This window comes from Pseudomonas sp. O230 (assembly GCF_045447035.1).
Taxonomy (GTDB): domain Bacteria; phylum Pseudomonadota; class Gammaproteobacteria; order Pseudomonadales; family Pseudomonadaceae; genus Aquipseudomonas.
Genome location: NZ_JBJGXN010000015.1, coordinates 72,428 through 90,829, shown reverse-complemented (window position 1 = coordinate 90,829; position 18,402 = coordinate 72,428). Strand labels below are relative to the sequence as shown.

The following is an 18,402-nucleotide window of genomic DNA, read 5'->3' as shown; positions in this document are numbered from 1 at the left end:
GCGCAGGCATCGCCAGCAAGCTGACTCCTACAGAAGGTGGTGTTTAGGCAAGGACTGTCCACAGCGCAAAACCGGCGTACCAGAGCACCGCGGCACGCAGCAGCAGCTCCCAGATCCGGTCGAGGCTGTTGATGCCATCGGGCCCGACCACCGGCGCAGGAATTTCACCGGCCACCAGCCCGACCTTCTCGATCAATTGCGCGGCGCTGATGTTCCAGTTCAGCAATTCGTGCAGCATCACCCGACTGACGGCGACAAAGTTGCCGACCAGCGCAAAACTCGCCGCCAGCAGACGCACCGGCATCCAATCGAACGCGTGACGCAGTTGAGCGGCGCGCTCGACGACGGCCGGGTTCTGGCCGTGTTCTTCAGCGAGTGCCAGTAGTCGATAGCTCAACGCCGCCACCGGCCCCAACAGGAAGTACCAGAAAATCACTGCAAAGAAGCTTTGGTAAGCCTCCCACAACAGTTGAGCCTGAACCCGCTCCAGCAACTGCTCGCCGTTGTCGGCACAAATATCCAGGTCACGTTTCGCCACATGCGCGGCAGCTTGCAGGTCTTCCCGGCGCCAAGCATCGCGAAACGGCCCCAGACCGGCCAGCAAATCACCACGCCCCAGGCTATAAATCACCACCAGCAAATGCACCGGCAACGCCAACAGACCGTAAGCAACCGGCTCCAGCACCACCAGCAGCAACCCCAGCAGCGCCACCGGCAGCAGCACCAGAATCAGCAGAATCAACCACGGACGATTGACCAGACGCGGGCTGGCTTCAAGCTTGTGCAACTCGCGCACCCAACCGCCATCACGCTGAACCCGATGGCGCAGGGCCGAGAACTTCTCGATCCAGACCGCCAACAGCAACACCAGAAAACTCATTGTGCTTCCTCTTTAGCCAGGGCCGCGCGATAACGCGCCCAGTCGAACGCCGGTCCCGGATCAGTCTTGCGCCCTGGTGCGATGTCGCTATGCCCGCAGATGCGCTGCGCGGTAATACCCGTAAAAGCGCTTTGCAGCTGCAAGGTCAGGGCCGTCAACGCGTCATATTGAGCATCGGTGAACGGCAGATCATCCGTGCCTTCAAGCTCAATACCCACGGAAAAATCGTTACAGGTTTCCCGGCCGTCGAAACACGACACACCGGCATGCCAGGCACGCTCAAGACAAGAGACAAACTGAGTGACGGTGCCGTCACGCTCAATCAGAAAATGCGCAGACACCCGTAGGTCAGCGATCCCTTCAAAGTAGGGATGCTCTGTGACATCCAGCCGGTTCTGGAAAAATTCCTGCACCTTGCCGGTGGCAAACTGCGCCGGCGGCAGACTGATGTTGTGGATCACCAGCAGGGAAATTTCGCCCGTGGGGCGCGCATTGAAGTTGGGTGAGGGGCATAAACGCACTCCCTGACACCAACCGCTCGCGGGGTCCAACTGCATACAGGTTCCTTCAACGACGACTGTGTTGGTGCCCAGTATGCCGCGATAGACCCTCGGCGCGCGATCACTTGCCGCGATTGAGTCGCCGCAGGTTGCCGACCACCGACTCCAGGGCCCGATCGAACAGCAAGGTGTCATCGAGGATGCGCACCGCGCCACGACGAAAATCCAGCGCCAACCCGGTACGGCTGCGCTCCAGCACTTTCATCCCGGTGCGGTTGACGAAAATATACTTGCCCGTGGCTTCGATGATCGCGGCGAGCTTGCAGCGCAAGGTGTTTTCCTCGTCTTCCTGAAATTCGACCCAGCAACCCGCGTGCAACTGATCGACCTGAAGCAGGCCCGGATCATCCGCCGGCAAGCGCACCGAGACCGTTTCGAGCGGCCCTTCGTCGGCGGTGAGCAGATCGATTTCTTCGAGCACTTCAACCATCAGCGGCGCATCGCCAGTATTGGTGGCGGCCGGTGCCTGGTCCGCACGCTCGAACAGTTGAACGTGCAAGCCTTCCAGATCGCTGAAAAACTCTCCGGTGGCGAACGGATCGAACGCCGAACGGCTCAACCCGTCGCGCAAGGCCTTGAGCAACCCTGGCACCAACGCCAACAGGCGCAGGCTTGCGTCAGTTTCGTCATGGCGCTGCACGCTCCAGATCAATTGCGCCATGGTTTGCACATCGGCATGCCACTCGGCGGACTGATCGCCGTGCTTGAGGCAGGTCAGCAGCAGCACCTGGCTCCAGGCGTCCTGAACAAACGCCACCACCCGTTGCGGCAGCACTTTGCCCAACAGCGCCTGATTCAACGCCAGCTCGACGCGTTGCCGGGCCAGTTCGGTTTTGGCGCGGCCTTCTTCGGCGTCGCGGGTACGCTGCTCCAACAACTCGCTGCGCCGGCGTTCGTCGTTGGTGAACGCGAGAAAATCCGCCAGTAATTCGGAGAAAATCGCCGGATCATCGACAAAGTCGTTCAACAAACGCTGCACCACTTGCTCGATGCGCAGGTACAAACTGTCGCGCTCATGGTCATCGCACTCGCCCCAGCCCAGGGCCGCGGCGGCAATTTCGTTGAGCAGACGGCGGGCCGGGTGACTGCTGCGACTGAAGAAACTCTTGTCGAGCACGGCCACTTTCAGCATCGGGATCTGTAAGCGTCCGATCAGCGCCTTGAGCGAGTCCGGCAGATTGCGATCATCAAGGATGCATTCGAAGAGCATGGCGATCAGGTTGATCACATCTTCGTCAGCGACACCGACCACGCGCGACTTGCCGCTTTTGACGCTGACTCGGGTCAGCAGTTGCTCAAGCTGGTTTCGCAGGTCGAAGTCGTCCTGGAGCGCAGGCGCCGGCACGTACTGCTGCAAGTGCGAGAGCAGCCGCAGCAGGTCGCGGGTGGATATCGGTTGTGCCTGAGCACTGGTCTCCAGCGTTGGCGCGACACTGCCACGCACGTGGAACAGCAACCCCTGCAACGCCGCGAACACTTCCAGCACGCTGTCGTCGATTGGCGTGCTGTCGGAACGATCGCCAGCCTCGACGGGTTCGGCACGGGCACTGGCCTGCGCACGATCAATGGCACGCCGATTCGGGGCAGGCTTCAGGTCGGGCAATATCCCGGTGGCGATCAATATCTGGTTGGCTTCGGTGTAGAGCTGGTCGGCATCACTGAGCACATAGCGTTCGAAAAGCTTCAGGATGATCAGCTTGACCTTGATCTCGACCCCCAGGTTGCGGCCAGCCTGCATGAAATACTCACAGAGCATCGCCGGGCCCAGCGGATTGTGCGCAGTCACAAGCTTCTTGGTCAGCAACGTGCTGAGTCGGGCGGTCAATTGATCAAGCGCAAAGCCGTCGTGGTTCAGCACTTTATTAACCATGGCCTCCACCGCTACGCGACGTTCCAGGTCATCGCCAGACTGTTGCGCCGGGCTATCGAATGCCTGAGGCAAAGCCATCTGAAGACTGCCTGCGAGACGGACAAACGCCTCGAAGAATTGTTCAAGAAACACCCGCTCGATATTTTTGCGCTTGAGGCGCAAGTCGCGCATGGCTTCAAAAAAGATGTTCTGCTCGACGTCATCACTGGCCCGGTCAGCCATTTCGAACAGCGTGTCGTCGGCGTTATCGAACAATTCCTGCAGCGCATGCCTGAGCTGTTGAGCGGCCTTGTCGCGAACCTGAAGCAGAATCACAGGCAGGCGGGCGAGCGGCGAGTGACTCGCCTGATCGGTAGCTGCCTTGCGCAAAGGCACTACATTCCCGTCGTTGTGCATCCTGGTCTCCTGCAACGGTAATTCTTCGGTTCGGTTAGAACAATCGGGTACGCCAGCCTCACAGCCCCGCGCAACAGAAGACAATGCCCGTGCGCAGTCATTCAATAATCGGCGAACCAAAGATGCGTCAAAGCCATGGCGTCAAATACAAGGCGAATTATCTTGCAAAAGATGTCCCGTGTGCCAGCAGACTCTTTGCTTCCCTTTGAAATAGACACATGTAGAGGAACGCCGCTTAACCTCGATGGCTCAAGGGAATCGACCAAATGCAGGTTTCAGAGCGCACGGAAGGTCTCGCGCGCCTTGGGTTGCCCCGCACCATGGCCCTATAATCGGGCCACTTTGTTTGTGGAGTCCGTTATGCCGAATCTACGTCTCGCCGATCTGACCGCCGAAATCGAAGCCAACGTGCGCCGTGCGTTGCTCGAAGACATCGGCAGCGGCGACATCACCGCGCAACTGATCCCGGCTGAACGCCTGGCCAAAGCCACCATCATCACCCGCGACGCCGCAGTCATCGCCGGCACAGCGTGGGTTGATGCGGTTTTCCGGCAACTGGACCCACGCGTTGCTGTGCATTGGCAGGTGCGCGATGGCGAACGGGTGAAGCCCAATCAAGCGCTGTTCCACCTCGAAGGCCCCGCTCGCTCGCTGCTGACAGGCGAACGCAGCGCCCTGAATTTCCTGCAGTTGCTCTCCGGCGTGGCCACTCGCGCGCAATACCTGGCGGATTTCGTCGCCCAGACGCAGGTGAAGCTGCTCGACACCCGTAAAACCCTGCCAGGTCTGCGTCTTGCGCAAAAGTACGCCGTGACCTGCGGCGGCTGCCATAACCACCGAATCGGCCTGTACGACGCCTTCCTGATCAAGGAAAACCACATCGCCGCCTGCGGTGGCATCCCTGAGGCAATCAGCGCCGCGCACAAGATTGCCCCGGGCAAACCGGTGGAGATCGAAGTGGAAAACCTGGCGGAGCTGAAAGAAGCACTGGCGGGCGGTGCCGACATCATCATGCTCGACGAATTGAGCCTGGATGACATGCGTGAAGCCGTGCGCCTGAATGGCGGCAAGGCAAAACTGGAAGCCAGCGGCGGCATCAACGAGAGCACGCTGTTGCCGATCGCAGAAACCGGGGTGGATTACATTTCGATTGGTGCGATGACCAAGGACGTAAAGGCTGTCGATCTGTCGATGCGTTTAAGCCTCTGATTACGCCTTGTTGAATGAAAAACGCCAGCCTCATTGAGGCTGGCGTTTTTGTCAGACCACCAGATTATTCATCTCGCAGTACTCTTCCCACTCGACACCCAACACCTCGGCCGCCTCTTTATGCAACACCAGGCGCGCGGTTTCAAACTCTTCCGGGCTAGAGGTGTACTTGAGCGTCAGCTCCCACGGCTGCAAGCCCTGGGCTTCTGCCTCATCCTCGAACGCCCATTGAATCTGGTCTTTCTGATCGTCGGCGGGCAAGTCCTTGATCTCTTCCAGCAGTTGGGGCGCGTCCAGCACGTACTTCTTCAGCGCTTCTTCGTGCCTGGCTTCCTGGGTCAATTCTTTAACGGTCATGTCGTTCTCGCTGATCGGGGGAATGGAAGATGGATCTGGATCATCAAGGATCTCTCTGACGCAAAAAACCGTGTGAAGCCCGGTTTGTCTGGCCTTCAGAACCATTCGTGGATCATTTGAAAACTGCAGGGTGATGCTCGTACAAGGTCCGAATATAGGACGTTTGGAAGACGATTTATATGGACTTTTACATCAAATCTACAAAAAAACCGCTGAGCGGTTTTTCTGAAAATATTCCCTCGCCACACCGGAACAAGCCTCAAAAAGCAAAGTCATAGCGATGTGCCATCTAGGCACTTCACAAGGAACTCAGGTGACGCGCAATTTTTCGAAGCTTCCGTCTACCCTGTTTGCAACCGGCATGGCCGCCCTTTTGCTCGGCAACCTGGCACTGACCAATACGGCCCAGGCCAGTTTGGAGTTCACCTCAGACAACCCTTCTTCCTCCGACAGATTCCTCGTCGTCAACAACCGGTACGGTAAAGACGTCATGGTCAGGAGCAATCTCAGTGTTGAGGGGGTGGAAGCACTACAGCGCACCGTTAAAACCAACACGGATGACATCAAGGAATTAAAAAAAGACCTCGAAGCGCAGGCGCGCCTCATTGAAGAACTCAAGCGCAACAGCGGAACGAGTTCCAGCTCGAGTACCAGTGAGATCACCAACCTCAAACGCTCTGCTACCGACCAGGACAAGGACCTGAAAGAACTCACCAAGCAATTGGAGGAGCTCAAACGCAACAGCGGTTCGAACTCCAGTTCAAACTCGAGCGAAGTGGCAAACCTCAAGCGCACAGTCAGTGAGCAAGAAACCGGCCTGAAGAACCTCGCCAAAGCGGTGGATGACCTCAAACGCAGCAGCGGCTCGAACTCCGGTTCAAGCGCCAGCTCCAGCGAAGTGAGCGATCTCAAGCGCAGCGTCGCCGAACAGGAAAACGGCCTGAAAAAACTCTCGAGTCAGATGGACGATCTCAAGCGCAGCAGTGGCTCGAGTTCCAGCTCAAGTTCCAGTTCCAGTGAAGTGAGCGACCTCAAGCGCACGGTCAGCGCACAGGACAGCGAATTGAAGAAACTCGCCAGTCAGGTGGAAGACGTTAAGCGCAGCGCCGGCTCGAACTCCAGCGCGAGTTCCAGCGACCTGTCCAGTCTGAAACGGGACGTCAGCAATCAGGACAGTCAACTGGATCAGCTCAAACGGACCGTTGATGATCTGAGGAGCAAGGTGAAATAACAGGGGATGGTGCCGAGACAGGAATCGAACCTGCGACCTTCGCGTTACGAGTGCGCTGCTCTACCGACTGAGCTACACGGGCAGTGCGCTAAACCTAGCATCGGGCTTGAGAGGCAGCAACTTCAAGCCCTGTTTTGCAGACAAAAAAATGCCCCGGAGTTTTCACTGCGGGGCATTTTTTACAACGTTGAAGCGGTCAGGCGGGGGGTCATTAAACGCCCGAAGCCTTGGCAGCTGCTACGTCTTTGATGGACAGCTTGATACGGCCGCGGTTGTCCACGTCCAGTACCAGCACTTCCACTTCCTGGCCTTCTTTCAGGATGTCGGTCACTTTCTCAACGCGAGCATCGCTCAGCATCGAGATGTGAACCAGACCGTCCTTGCCCGGCAGGATGTTGACGAATGCGCCGAAGTCGACGATGCGCTCAACCTTACCAACGTAGATCTTGCCGATTTCAGCTTCTGCGGTGATACCCAGAACGCGCTGACGTGCTGCTTCAGCCGCTTCCTTGGTTTCGCCGAAGATCTTGATCGAGCCGTCGTCTTCGATATCGATCGAAGCCTTGGTCTCTTCGCAGATCGCACGAATAGTCGCGCCGCCTTTACCGATGACATCACGGATTTTGTCGGTGTCGATTTTCATCGCGATCATGGTCGGAGCGTTTTCCGACAGTTCAGTGCGGGACTGACCAATGATCTGGTTCATCTGACCGAGGATGTTCAGGCGCGCTTCCAGGGCTTGGCCCAGAGCGATTTCCATGATTTCTTCGGTGATGCCTTTGATCTTGATGTCCATCTGCAGCGCGGTAACACCTTTGGCGGTACCGGCTACTTTGAAGTCCATGTCGCCGAGGTGATCTTCGTCGCCCAGGATGTCGGTCAGGATGGCGAACTTCTCGCCTTCTTTAACCAGGCCCATGGCGATACCAGCAACCGGCGCCTTCATCGGCACACCGGCGTCCATCAGTGCCAGGGAAGCACCGCAAACGGAAGCCATGGAGCTGGAACCGTTAGACTCGGTGATTTCCGACACAACACGGATGGTGTACGGGAACACGTCGGCAGCAGGCAGCATGGCTGCAATCGAACGACGGGCCAGACGGCCGTGACCGATTTCGCGACGACCAGCGCCACCCATGCGACCGCACTCACCGACCGAGAACGGAGGGAAGTTGTAGTGCAGCATGAACGGGTCTTTTTTCTCGCCTTCCAGGGTATCCAGCAGTTGTGCGTCACGGGCGGTGCCCAGTGTTGCAACTACCAGAGCCTGGGTTTCGCCACGGGTGAACAGCGCCGAACCGTGGGTCTTTGGCAGAACACCGACTTCGATGTTCAGAGGACGTACGGTCTTGGTGTCGCGGCCGTCGATACGTGGCTTGCCGTTTACGATGTTTTCGCGAACGGTGCGGTATTCGATTTCGCCAAACGCTGCTTTCACTTCGCTGGAAGAAGGCTGGCCTTCTTCACCGGACAGCTTGGCAACAACCTGGTCCTTCAGCTCGCCCAGGCGAGCGTAACGGTCGGCCTTGACGGTGATGGTATAGGCGTCGGAGATAGCAGCGCCGAACTCGGAGCGGATAGCGCCCAGCAGTTCGGTGGCTTCAGCTTGTGGAGCCCAAGCCCAAGTTGGCTTGGCAGCTTCAGCCGCCAGCTCTTTAACAGCGTTGATCACAACCTGGAACTCGTCGTGAGCAAACAGTACCGCGCCCAGCATCTGGTCTTCGGTCAGCTCTTTGGCTTCCGATTCAACCATCAGAACGGCTTCCGAAGTACCGGCAACGACCATGTCCAGGCTCGATGCTTTCTGTTGTTCGTAAGTCGGGTTCAGCAGGTAGCCGGTGCTTTCGTGGAACGCAACGCGTGCACAGCCGATCGGGCCATCGAAAGGAATGCCGGAGATGGCCAGGGCAGCCGAGGTACCGATCATCGCAGCGATGTCCGGATCGGTCTTCTTGCTGGTGGAAACGACAGTGCAGACAACCTGCACTTCGTTCATGAAGCCTTCTGGGAAAAGTGGACGGATCGGACGGTCGATCAGTCGGGAAGTCAGGGTTTCTTTCTCGGAAGGACGGCCTTCGCGCTTGAAGAAACCGCCAGGGATCTTACCGGCAGCGTAAGTCTTTTCCTGGTAGTGAACGGAAAGAGGGAAGAAGCCTTTGCTTGGGTCAGCGTGCTTGGCGCCAACAACGGTCACCAATACGGTGACGTCGTCGTCAACGGTAACCAGCACTGCGCCGGAGGCTTGACGGGCGATACGGCCTGTCTCGAGGGTAACGGTCGACTGACCGAACTGGAATTTTTTGATAACCGGGTTCACGGTGTCCTACCTTCTTTGTGGCTCTTGGGGAACTTGTCTTCTTGCGAAATTCTTGGGCAATGTCGGGAATCGGCCCAACGCCTGTCCAGGGTAAAACGTGTATCCAGATAAAACTTGAGGCTGGGAGCCTGCCATGCACCAGCGGAAACCCACTGATGCACGACAGACAACCAACCTCTAGCGCAATCGCTTATTAGCGACGCAGACCCAGGCGACCGATCAGAGCCTGGTAACGGCCCAGATCCTTGCCTTTCAGGTAGTCCAGCAGCTTACGGCGCTGGTTTACCATGCGGATCAGACCACGACGGGAGTGGTGATCTTTACCGTTGGCCTTGAAGTGACCTTGCAGTTTGTTGATGTTGTGGGTCAGCAGTGCAACTTGCACTTCTGGCGAACCAGTGTCACCAACAGCTTGCTGGTAGTCAGCTACGATTTGAGCTTTTTCTTGAACGTCGAGAGCCATGAGGCAATCCTTTTATCAGGAAACTGTTTCAGAAAAACAGCTTCAACAGGCCAGGGACAAATCCCTGTATCTAAAAATGAGTAGTGACCGTGCCTGTTAACAGCCACCCTCGTCCGGTCATTCTGACCGAATCAGTCGACGCGGCGCGATGCGCCCGTCTTCGCTCACTTCACCGATACCGATGAAGCGACCGTTGTGATCCTGTACCCGTACCATGCCGAACTTCGGTGCATCCGGGGCTCGTACCGGTTGGCCGTTGAGCCAGTAGAACGAGCTGTGCTCCGAGAACTGCAACAATGGCCAATCCAGCAGGCCACTGTCCGATGGCATCAGGAAGCGATCAACCGCTTCGTTGCCACCTTCGGCATGTACCGCTTCCAGCTCTTCGAGCGTGACAGTCTGCGCCAGCGTGAAAGGCCCGGCCTGGGTACGTCGCAATTGCGCAACGTAAGCGCCACAGCCGAGTGCTTCGCCAATATCCTCCACCAGGGTGCGGATATAGGTGCCTTTGGTGCAATCCACCGCAAGCCGCGCAGTATCGCCTTCGAAGGCCAGCAATTCCAAGCGCGCAATAGTAACAGAACGCGGTTCGCGCTCCACTACTTCGCCTGCACGCGCCAGCTTGTACAGCGGCTGGCCATCACGCTTGAGCGCCGAGTACATCGGTGGTATCTGACTGATTTGCCCACGAAATTTCGGCAATACCGCTTCGACATCGGAGCGACCAACGGTCACCGGACGCTCCTGCAAAACTTCACCTTCGGCATCCGCCGTGGTGGTGGTTTTGCCCAGTTGCGCCAGGGTTTCGTAACCCTTGTCGGAATCGAGCAGGTATTGCGAAAACTTGGTGGCCTCACCGAAGCACAACGGCAGCACGCCGGTGGCCAGCGGGTCGAGGCTGCCGGTGTGACCGGCCTTCTCGGCGTTCAGCAACCAGCGAACCTTCTGCAACGCCGCGTTGGAGGTAAACCCCAGCGGCTTGTCGAGCAGGATGATGCCGCTGACGTTACGACGGATACGTTTGACCTGAGCCACCGATTACTCCTTGGTGTCTTCGGCTTCTGCCGCAACCGGGTGCTGATTGTCTTCAGCCACCGCACGTTCGATCAGGGCCGACAGGTGCGCGCCACGCACGACGCTTTCGTCGTAGTGGAAATGCAACTGCGGAACGCTGCGCAACTTCATTTCACGAGCCAACTGCATGCGCAGGAAACCGGCGGCGGAGTTGAGCACCTTGATGCTTTGCGCGATGTCCTCGGCGTTGTCCTGGCCCATGACGGTGATGAAAATCTTGGCGTGACCGACGTCACGGCTGACTTCAACAGCGGTAATGGTGACCAGGCCGACGCGCGGGTCTTTGACTTCACGACGGATCAGCTGTGCCAGCTCACGCTGCATCTGATCGCCGATACGTTGGGTACGGCTGTATTCTTTTGCCATGTCTTGTTACCTGTTACTGCCTCACGGTGAAACCCGTGGGGTCTGAAAGCGGCAAACGCCCGGCCTGACAAAAGCCAGACCGGGCGTTGCGTTTAGAGTCCTGACGCGTTGCCGCGCATCTGCATGCGGCGGCTTGGCGTGGCCCTTGAAGTGCGCGAGTTAGAGGCTGCGAGCAACCTGAACCTTCTCGTAGACTTCGATCTTGTCGCCAGCTTTGACGTCGTTGTAGCTCTTGACGCCAATACCGCATTCCATGCCGGCACGTACTTCAGAAGCGTCATCCTTGAAGCGGCGCAGGGATTCCAGCTCGCCTTCGAAGATAACGATGTCTTCACGCAGTACACGGATTGGACGGTTACGGTGAACAACACCTTCGAGCACCATGCAACCGGCGATCGCGCCAAACTTCGGCGAGCGGAACACGTCACGCACTTCAGCGATACCCAGGATGTTCTCGCGAACATCGCTGCCCAGCATACCGGTGAGGGCTTTCTTGACGTCTTCGATGATGTCGTAGATCACGTTGTAGTAACGCATATCCAGACCTTCCTGCTCGACGATCTTGCGAGCGCCGGCATCGGCACGCACGTTGAAACCGAACAGTACAGCGTTGGAGGCCAGCGCCAGGTTAGCGTCGGACTCGGTGATACCACCGACACCGCCACCGACAACACGCACTTGCACTTCGTCGTTACCCAGGCCGTTAAGGGCACCGTTCAACGCTTCCAGCGAACCACGGACGTCAGATTTGAGGACGATGTTAAGCGTCTTCTTCTCTGCCTGGCCCATGTTTTCAAAGATGTTTTCCAGCTTGCCGGCGTGAGCGCGAGCCAGTTTGACTTCGCGGAACTTGCCTTGACGGAACAGAGCCACTTCACGGGCTTTCTTCTCGTCCGACAACACGCTCATCTCGTCGCCAGCGTCCGGGGTACCGTCCAGGCCGAGGATCTCGACAGGGATGGAAGGACCGGCTTCCTTGATTGGCTTGCCGTTCTCGTCGAGCATGGCACGTACACGGCCATAGTTCGAACCGACCAGGACCATGTCGCCTTGGCGCAGGGTACCGTCTTGAACCAGAACGGTTGCAACCGGGCCACGACCTTTGTCGAGACGCGATTCAACCACGACGCCACGGCCAGGAGCCGAAGGAGTCGCTTTCAATTCAAGAACTTCAGCTTGCAGCAGGACAGCTTCGAGCAACTCGTCCACACCTGTACCGACTTTCGCCGAAACCGATACGAACGGGGTGTCGCCGCCCCACTCTTCCGAGGTCACGCCGTGAACCGACAGTTCGCTACGGATGCGATCGAGATCAGCGCCCGGCTTGTCGATCTTGTTCACTGCAACCACCAGTGGAACACCGGCAGCCTTGGCGTGCTGGACAGCTTCAATGGTCTGCGGCATTACGCCGTCGTCCGCTGCAACTACCAGGATCACGATGTCAGTCGCCTTGGCACCACGAGCACGCATGGCGGTAAACGCAGCGTGACCCGGGGTGTCGAGGAACGTGACCATGCCGCGATCAGTTTCAACGTGGTACGCACCGATGTGCTGGGTGATACCGCCGGCTTCGCCAGCAGCTACCTTGGCACGACGGATGTAGTCGAGCAGCGAGGTTTTACCGTGGTCAACGTGGCCCATTACGGTCACAACCGGCGCACGGGAGAACGTCTCACCTTCAAACTTCAGGGACTCGGCCAGGGAGTCTTCCAGGGCGGTGTCGCTGACCAGGGTCACTTTGTGGCCCAGTTCTTCGGCTACCAGTTGAGCAGTTTCCTGATCAAGCACCTGGTTGATGGTCGCTGGAGTACCCAGTTTGAACATGAACTTGATGATTTCAGCAGCCTTGACCGACATCTGATTGGCGAGATCGCCAACAGTGATGGTCTCGCCAATCTGCACATCACGCACGACAGGGCCGGTTGGGCTCTGGAAACCGTGAGCGTTGCGTTTCTTCAGCTTGGCCTTGCCGCGACCACCACGACGGAAGCCATCGCTTTCTTCGTCGGTAGTACGTGGAGCAACGCGTGGAGCAGGCGCTTTCTCTTTAACCGAGGCACGATGCGGAGCGTTTTTACGCTCGCCGTCGCCACCACCGCTGCGACGATTGTTATCGTCTGCACGTGGTTTGTCCGGACGGCGCTGTTCGTTCTGCTTGTTACGAACGTCTGCAGACGGTGCTGGAGCAGCAGCCACAACCGGAGCGCTTGCACGCACAGGTTCGGCGGACGCAGCAGGAGCCGCGACTGCGTCGTTGGTAGCGGTTTGCGCAGCAGCAGGCTGGCGACGCGCTTCTTCTTCGGCGCGACGCTTGGCTTCTTCTTCAGCCTTCTGACGTGCAGCATTATCTACTGCGCGACGTTCATCCAGTTCGCGTTTGCGCTCGGCTTCGATTTCTTCCGGGCTGCGCTGTACGAAGACTTTCTTCTTGCGTACTTCAACGCTGATGCTTTTGCTGCCAGCAACACGCAGGGTGCTGGTGGTTTTACGCTGCAGCGTGATCTTGCGTGGTTCTTCCACTTTCGCCTTGTGGCTGCTTTTCAAGTGAGTCAGCAAAGATTGCTTCTCACTGTCAGTCACATGTTCTTCGGCGGCGGTGTGCGGCAGACCTGCCTCACGCATCTGCTGCAACAGGCGCTCTACCGGTGTTTTGACCTCATCGGCCAGTTGTTTCACCGTGACTTGCGTCATGCACTTCTCTCCTCAGGCCGCGCCTAATTACTCGAACCAATGGGCTCGGGCGGCCATGATCAACTTGCCGGCACGATCATCGTCAATGCCGTCGATGTCGAGCAGATCGTCAATAGACTGCTCGGCCAGGTCTTCGCGGGTAATTACGCCGCGCACCGCCAGTTCCATCGCCAAATCCTTGTCCATACCCTCAAGCGAGAGCAGGTCTTCGGCCGGATGGGCGTCTGCCAGCTTTTCCTCAGTAGCGATGGCTTTGGTCAACAAACGATCCTTGGCACGAGCGCGAAGCTCGTTGACGGTTTCTTCGTCAAAGCCATCGATGTTGAGCATTTCCTCCACCGGTACGTAGGCAATCTCTTCCAGGCTGGTGAAGCCTTCATCTACCAGCACCTGTGCCAGGTCTTCGTCGACTTCCAGCTCGTCGATGAAGTTGCGCAGGATGTCGCCGGTTTCTGCTTGCTGCTTAGCCTGGATGTCCGATTCGGTCATCACGTTCAGGGTCCAGCCAGTCAATTGGCTAGCCAGACGCACGTTCTGACCACCGCGACCGATGGCCTGAGCCAGATTGTCTGCGCCAACGGCGATATCCATTGCATGGGCATCTTCGTCAACGATAATTGCCGCAACCTCAGCCGGGGACATGGCGTTGATTACGAACTGTGCCGGATTGTCGTCCCACAGGACGATATCAACACGCTCACCGCCCAACTCACCCGACACTGCCTGGACGCGCGAACCGCGCATACCGATGCAAGCGCCCTGTGGGTCGATGCGTTTGTCCTTGGAGCGGACCGCGATCTTGGCGCGCGAACCCGGGTCACGGGAGGCAGCCATTACTTCGATCAGGCCTTCAGCGATTTCCGGCACTTCGATGCGGAACAACTCGATCAGCATTTCCGGCGCGGTACGCGACAGGATCAGCTGCGGGCCGCGGTTCTCGGTGCGGATTTCCTTGAGCAGCGCACGCAGACGCACGCCAACCCGGAAGGTTTCGCGAGAAATGATGTCTTCACGAGCCAGCAACGCTTCAGCGTTGTTGCCCAGGTCGACGATCACGTTGTCGCGGGTCACTTTCTTCACGGTGCCGGAGATGATTTCTCCCAAGCGCTCGCGATAAGCGTCAACGACTTGAGCGCGCTCGGCTTCGCGAACTTTCTGCACAATGACTTGCTTGGCAGTCTGCGCAGCAATGCGGCCGAACTCGATGGATTCGATTTTTTCTTCGACTACATCACCAACCTGGGCTCCAGGGTGCGTTTCGGCAACCTTGCTCGGCCAGGTCTCGATGGCCGGATCGTCCAGGTCTGCTTCTTCGACAACCGTCCAGCGACGGAATGTCTCGTAAGCACCGGTGTGGCGATTGATTTCCACACGCAGATCGACTTCGTCCTCGAAACGCTTTTTGGTAGCAGTGGCCAAAGCCAGCTCCAGCGCTTCAAAAATTACGTTTGCCGGTACGCCCTTTTCATTGGATACCGACTCAACAACCAGCAGTACTTCTTTGCTCATCGTACGCCTCGCCTTTCGCAAGCCATTGGATCCGCGGGATCCGCGTCTCAGTCAAAACTGGGAATAATGTTGGCCTTGTCGATCATATCGATCGGCAACAGGAACTCATGGTCTTCAACCTGCACCACGACGTCCTGCTCTTCTACACCGCGCAGAAGGCCCTGAAAGTTGCGTCGTCCTTCAAAAGGCGAGCGCAGCTTGATCTTCACTTGTTCACCGGCAAATTTTGCAAACTGCTCAATAGTGAACAGTGGGCGTTCCATGCCAGGCGAGGAAACTTCAAGGGTGTACTCAACGGCGATTGGATCTTCAACGTCCAGGACACCGCTGATCTGACGACTGACGATGGCGCAATCGTCCACCAGCACGCCACCTTCTTTATCAATATAAACGCGCAACATTGAGTGGCGACCTTGAGCCGAAAACTCAATACCCCAGCATTCATAGCCTAGGGCCACGACCACCGGGGCCAACAAGGCCTGCAACTCTTCTAGCTTGCTCGACACCTGAACCCCCTCGTGCATGTATGTGCATGCTATGCAAAATAAAAAAATGGGCGAAACGCCCATCCTTGAAACGCCGTCGAACAGCGGCGTAGAAAGTGTCCAGCTAACAAAAAGCCCCTTAAAAGGGGCTCCTTAAACTGGTTGCGGGGGCCGGATTTGAACCGACGACCTTCGGGTTATGAGCCCGACGAGCTACCAGACTGCTCCACCCCGCGACAAAGCTGGGGCGGAAGTATACGACCGATCCCTTACAGGGTCAATGTAACCTTCCACCTACAAGAAAGCCCGCAACAGCGGGCTCTCCTGATAATTGGTACCGAGAAGGGGACTCGAACCCCTACACCCTATGGGCACAACCACCTCAAGGTTGCGTGTCTACCAATTCCACCACCTCGGCAATACTACGTTTGAAACCCTTCTTACTTTTGCTCTTGAGCTGGAGGCACGTCAGTCGCTGGAGTAGCCGACTTTTGCTCTTGAAGCACCGGTACATCATCAGAAGCCGGTTGTTGCTTTGGAACTTCCAACACTGCCGGGTTTGGCAAACCTACTTGAGTCAGCTGGTGAGCTTTCTCTTTAGCAAAGTAACCTAACCCTAAGCTGGTTATGAAGAAACCGGCGGCAAGTATAGCAGTAAACTTACTAAGAAAGGTAGAGGAACCTTGGCTTCCGAACACAGTATTTGAAGCACCTGCTCCGAAAGACGCACCAGCATCCGCACCTTTACCCTGCTGCAGCAAAACCAGAGCAACTACGCCCAATGCACCCAGCAGATGAAAAACGACTACGACTGTTTCCAGCATTTTTTCAGTTTCCCGCGGCGCGAATAATCGCACCGAACTCATCTGCATTCAGGGAAGCTCCACCAATGAGCCCCCCATCGATATCCGGCATGCCGAACAGTTCGACCGCATTGGCCGCCTTCACGCTGCCGCCGTATAGAAGCCGCACACCTTGTGCGACTTCAGAATTCTCTGCCGCCAACTGAGCGCGAATGGCTGAATGCACATCCTGCGCCTGTTGCGGCGAAGCAGTCAGCCCAGTGCCAATGGCCCAGACCGGCTCGTAAGCGATTACTGCCTTTGCAAAAACACCGACACCCAGCTTCTCGATGACGCTGCCGAGCTGATGACCGACAACCTCAAGCGTTTTACCGGCTTCGCGCTGCTCAAGGGTTTCCCCAATGCACAACACTGGAATCAAACCGCATTCCTGTGCCGCTGCGAACTTGCGAATCAGCGTTTCATCACTCTCGCCGATGATCTGGCGGCGTTCGGAATGCCCGACAAGCACCAGGGAACAACCCTCATCAGCCAACTGACTCGGCGCAACCTCACCAGTCAATGCACCTTGTTTGGATTCCACCGCAGCGTTCTGCGCGCCGACCTTGATCGACTTGCCTTCCAGCCCATCAATCACTTGGTTGACGTGCAAGAAAGACGGGAATACCGCTACATCAACACCGCTCGGCAAGGCCAAATTACGCAAGCCTTCGATCAGCTCAGCGACGCTGGCGCGGGTACCGTGCATCTTCCAGTTACCAGCTACCATAGGGCGACGCATGCTGTACCTCGTCGGTCAAAGTGGGCGCAGATGTTACCCAACACAATCATGGCTGGCAAGCCGAATTCAGGCAGAAACTTCAGCAACCAGTTTTGCCAGCTCTTCGGCGTAGCCGCGAACCTGTGTTTCGTCCTCACCTTCGACCATGACCCGCACCAACGGCTCGGTACCGGACTTGCGCAATAGCACGCGCCCTCGCCCGGCCATCGCCTTGGTAACGCGCTCGCTCGCCTCCTTGACCGACGGATGTTCCAGCGGGCTCGCACCACCACCGAAACGCACGTTGATCAACACCTGAGGACACTTGCGCAGCGACTGACGGGCCTGGGCCAGCCCTTCGGAGCGAGTCTTCAAGGCCATCAGTACCTGCAACGCAGCAATGATCGCATCACCGGTGGTGGTGTGATTGAAACAGACGATATGGCCCGAGTTCTCACCACCTACCAGCCAATTGCGCTCCAGCAGATCCGCGATCACATAACGGTCACCGACGTTGGCACGCACAAAAGGAATCGACAGATCCGCGAGGGCCAGTTCCAGCCCCAGATTGCTCATCAATGTCCCGACTACACCGCCTTTCAACAAGTCTCGCTCATGCAAGTCGCGAGCGATGATGAACAGTAGTTCGTCACCATCGACAACGGCGCCGGTGTGATCGACCATCAGGACCCGGTCACCATCACCATCGAAGGCAATACCCAGATCGGCATGCTCGGCCAGAACAGCAGCCTGCAACTGACCCATATGGGTCGAACCGCAGTTGTCATTGATGTTCAGGCCGTTTGGCTGCGCGGAAAGCACAACGACGTCAGCACCCAACTCGCGGAATACGCTAGGCGCCACCTTGTAGGTCGCACCGTGAGCGCAATCGATCACGATCTTCAGACCCGAAAAGCTGGTGCCGGTCGGTACGCTGCTCTTGCAGAATTCAATGTAACGGCCCGAAGCATCGTTGATTCGCGACACTTTGCCGATCTTGCTCGACTCAACCACGGTCATCGGGGTATCGAGCAACTCCTCGATCATATGCTCGACTTCATCCGGCAGCTTGGTGCCCTTGCCTGAGAAAAACTTGATGCCGTTGTCATCATGAGGATTGTGCGAGGCACTGATCACAATCCCGGCTTCGGCATGGAACGTACGCGTCAGGTAGGCAATGGCCGGCGTCGGCATCGGGCCCAGGAGCATCACGTCGGCGCCCGCCGAAGTCAGCCCGGCCTCGAGCGCCGATTCGAACATGTACCCGGAGATCCGGGTGTCTTTGCCTACCAGTACCTTGCAGGCGCCCATTTTGCGGAACGCCATGCCCGCAGCCCAACCGAGCTTGAGCATGAATTCAGGAGTAATCGGGTACACGCCGACCCGACCACGAATGCCGTCGGTGCCAAAGTATTTCTTAGTCATAAGTGC

At 57.5% G+C, this 18,402-nt stretch carries 16 protein-coding genes and 3 tRNA genes; 2 read left to right on the top strand and 17 right to left on the bottom strand.

Annotated elements, in window-relative coordinates:
* Window positions 1-43 precede the first annotated feature (43 nt).
* The 3 genes from ampE to ACI77H_RS28340 form a co-directional block, all read right to left on the bottom strand.
* Window positions 44-880, bottom strand: coding sequence for a regulatory signaling modulator protein AmpE (gene ampE / locus ACI77H_RS28350; protein WP_407015091.1), 837 nt, complete (start codon window positions 878-880; stop codon window positions 44-46).
* On the bottom strand, window positions 877-1,437 hold the full coding sequence (ampD, locus tag ACI77H_RS28345) for a 1,6-anhydro-N-acetylmuramyl-L-alanine amidase AmpD (RefSeq protein WP_407015089.1): 561 nt from the start codon (window positions 1,435-1,437) through the stop codon (window positions 877-879). The genes ampE and ampD overlap by 4 nt, the downstream gene beginning before the upstream one ends.
* 64 nt (window positions 1,438-1,501) lie before the next feature.
* Window positions 1,502-3,706 carry a DUF1631 domain-containing protein gene (locus ACI77H_RS28340; protein WP_407015087.1) on the bottom strand — a complete coding sequence of 735 codons (2,205 nt, stop codon included), beginning with the start codon at window positions 3,704-3,706 and terminating at the stop codon, window positions 1,502-1,504.
* Window positions 3,707-4,066: 360 nt separating this feature from the next.
* Here ACI77H_RS28340 and nadC point away from each other — a divergent pair, with 360 nt between their 5' ends.
* A complete protein-coding gene (gene nadC, locus ACI77H_RS28335) occupies window positions 4,067-4,915 on the top strand; it encodes a carboxylating nicotinate-nucleotide diphosphorylase (protein WP_407015086.1) in 849 nt (282 codons plus the stop codon).
* A gap of 51 nt (window positions 4,916-4,966) precedes the next feature.
* Here the strand turns inward: nadC and ACI77H_RS28330 are convergent, their stop codons facing one another.
* A complete protein-coding gene (locus ACI77H_RS28330; RefSeq protein WP_407015084.1) occupies window positions 4,967-5,272 on the bottom strand; it encodes a DUF6388 family protein in 306 nt (101 codons plus the stop codon).
* A 361-nt stretch (window positions 5,273-5,633) separates the two neighbouring features.
* Here ACI77H_RS28330 and ACI77H_RS28325 point away from each other — a divergent pair, with 361 nt between their 5' ends.
* Window positions 5,634-6,503 (top strand): hypothetical protein, encoded by an 870-nt coding sequence (locus ACI77H_RS28325; RefSeq protein WP_407015118.1) that lies wholly within the window; start codon window positions 5,634-5,636, stop codon window positions 6,501-6,503.
* Window positions 6,504-6,510: 7 nt separating this feature from the next.
* Here the strand turns inward: ACI77H_RS28325 and ACI77H_RS28320 are convergent.
* The 13 genes from ACI77H_RS28320 to glmM form a co-directional block, all read right to left on the bottom strand.
* Window positions 6,511-6,585: transfer RNA gene (locus ACI77H_RS28320), tRNA-Thr, on the bottom strand.
* A gap of 129 nt (window positions 6,586-6,714) precedes the next feature.
* Window positions 6,715-8,820: a polyribonucleotide nucleotidyltransferase gene (gene pnp, locus ACI77H_RS28315; protein ID WP_407015083.1), complete on the bottom strand. Its 2,106-nt coding sequence runs from the start codon at window positions 8,818-8,820 to the stop codon at window positions 6,715-6,717.
* Window positions 8,821-9,013: 193 nt separating this feature from the next.
* Window positions 9,014-9,283: a 30S ribosomal protein S15 gene (gene rpsO, locus ACI77H_RS28310; RefSeq protein WP_003176135.1), complete on the bottom strand. Its 270-nt coding sequence runs from the start codon at window positions 9,281-9,283 to the stop codon at window positions 9,014-9,016.
* A 117-nt stretch (window positions 9,284-9,400) separates the two neighbouring features.
* Window positions 9,401-10,318, bottom strand: a complete 918-nt coding sequence (gene truB, locus ACI77H_RS28305; protein ID WP_407015081.1) for a tRNA pseudouridine(55) synthase TruB — start codon at window positions 10,316-10,318, stop codon at window positions 9,401-9,403.
* Between the two features lie 3 nt (window positions 10,319-10,321).
* Complete coding sequence (gene rbfA / locus ACI77H_RS28300) at window positions 10,322-10,723, bottom strand: 30S ribosome-binding factor RbfA (protein ID WP_008149016.1); 402 nt, start codon at window positions 10,721-10,723, stop codon at window positions 10,322-10,324.
* Between the two features lie 159 nt (window positions 10,724-10,882).
* Window positions 10,883-13,414 (bottom strand): translation initiation factor IF-2, encoded by a 2,532-nt coding sequence (infB, locus tag ACI77H_RS28295; protein ID WP_407015079.1) that lies wholly within the window; start codon window positions 13,412-13,414, stop codon window positions 10,883-10,885.
* Window positions 13,415-13,441: 27 nt separating this feature from the next.
* Window positions 13,442-14,923: a transcription termination factor NusA gene (nusA, locus tag ACI77H_RS28290; protein WP_045060041.1), complete on the bottom strand. Its 1,482-nt coding sequence runs from the start codon at window positions 14,921-14,923 to the stop codon at window positions 13,442-13,444.
* Between the two features lie 47 nt (window positions 14,924-14,970).
* Entirely contained in the window at window positions 14,971-15,429 is a 459-nt protein-coding gene (gene rimP, locus ACI77H_RS28285; RefSeq protein WP_010463487.1) for a ribosome maturation factor RimP, read from the bottom strand.
* Between the two features lie 138 nt (window positions 15,430-15,567).
* Window positions 15,568-15,644 (bottom strand) — tRNA-Met (locus ACI77H_RS28280).
* A 96-nt stretch (window positions 15,645-15,740) separates the two neighbouring features.
* Window positions 15,741-15,826, bottom strand: a tRNA-Leu gene (locus ACI77H_RS28275).
* Window positions 15,827-15,848: 22 nt separating this feature from the next.
* The gene (gene secG, locus ACI77H_RS28270) at window positions 15,849-16,232 is read right to left on the bottom strand and encodes a preprotein translocase subunit SecG (protein ID WP_017336473.1); all 384 of its coding nucleotides are present in this window, start codon (window positions 16,230-16,232) and stop codon (window positions 15,849-15,851) included.
* Between the two features lie 4 nt (window positions 16,233-16,236).
* The gene (tpiA, locus tag ACI77H_RS28265) at window positions 16,237-16,992 is read right to left on the bottom strand and encodes a triose-phosphate isomerase (RefSeq protein WP_407015076.1); all 756 of its coding nucleotides are present in this window, start codon (window positions 16,990-16,992) and stop codon (window positions 16,237-16,239) included.
* A 66-nt stretch (window positions 16,993-17,058) separates the two neighbouring features.
* Window positions 17,059-18,396, bottom strand: a complete 1,338-nt coding sequence (glmM, locus tag ACI77H_RS28260) for a phosphoglucosamine mutase (RefSeq protein WP_407015075.1) — start codon at window positions 18,394-18,396, stop codon at window positions 17,059-17,061.
* Window positions 18,397-18,402: the final 6 nt, after the last annotated feature.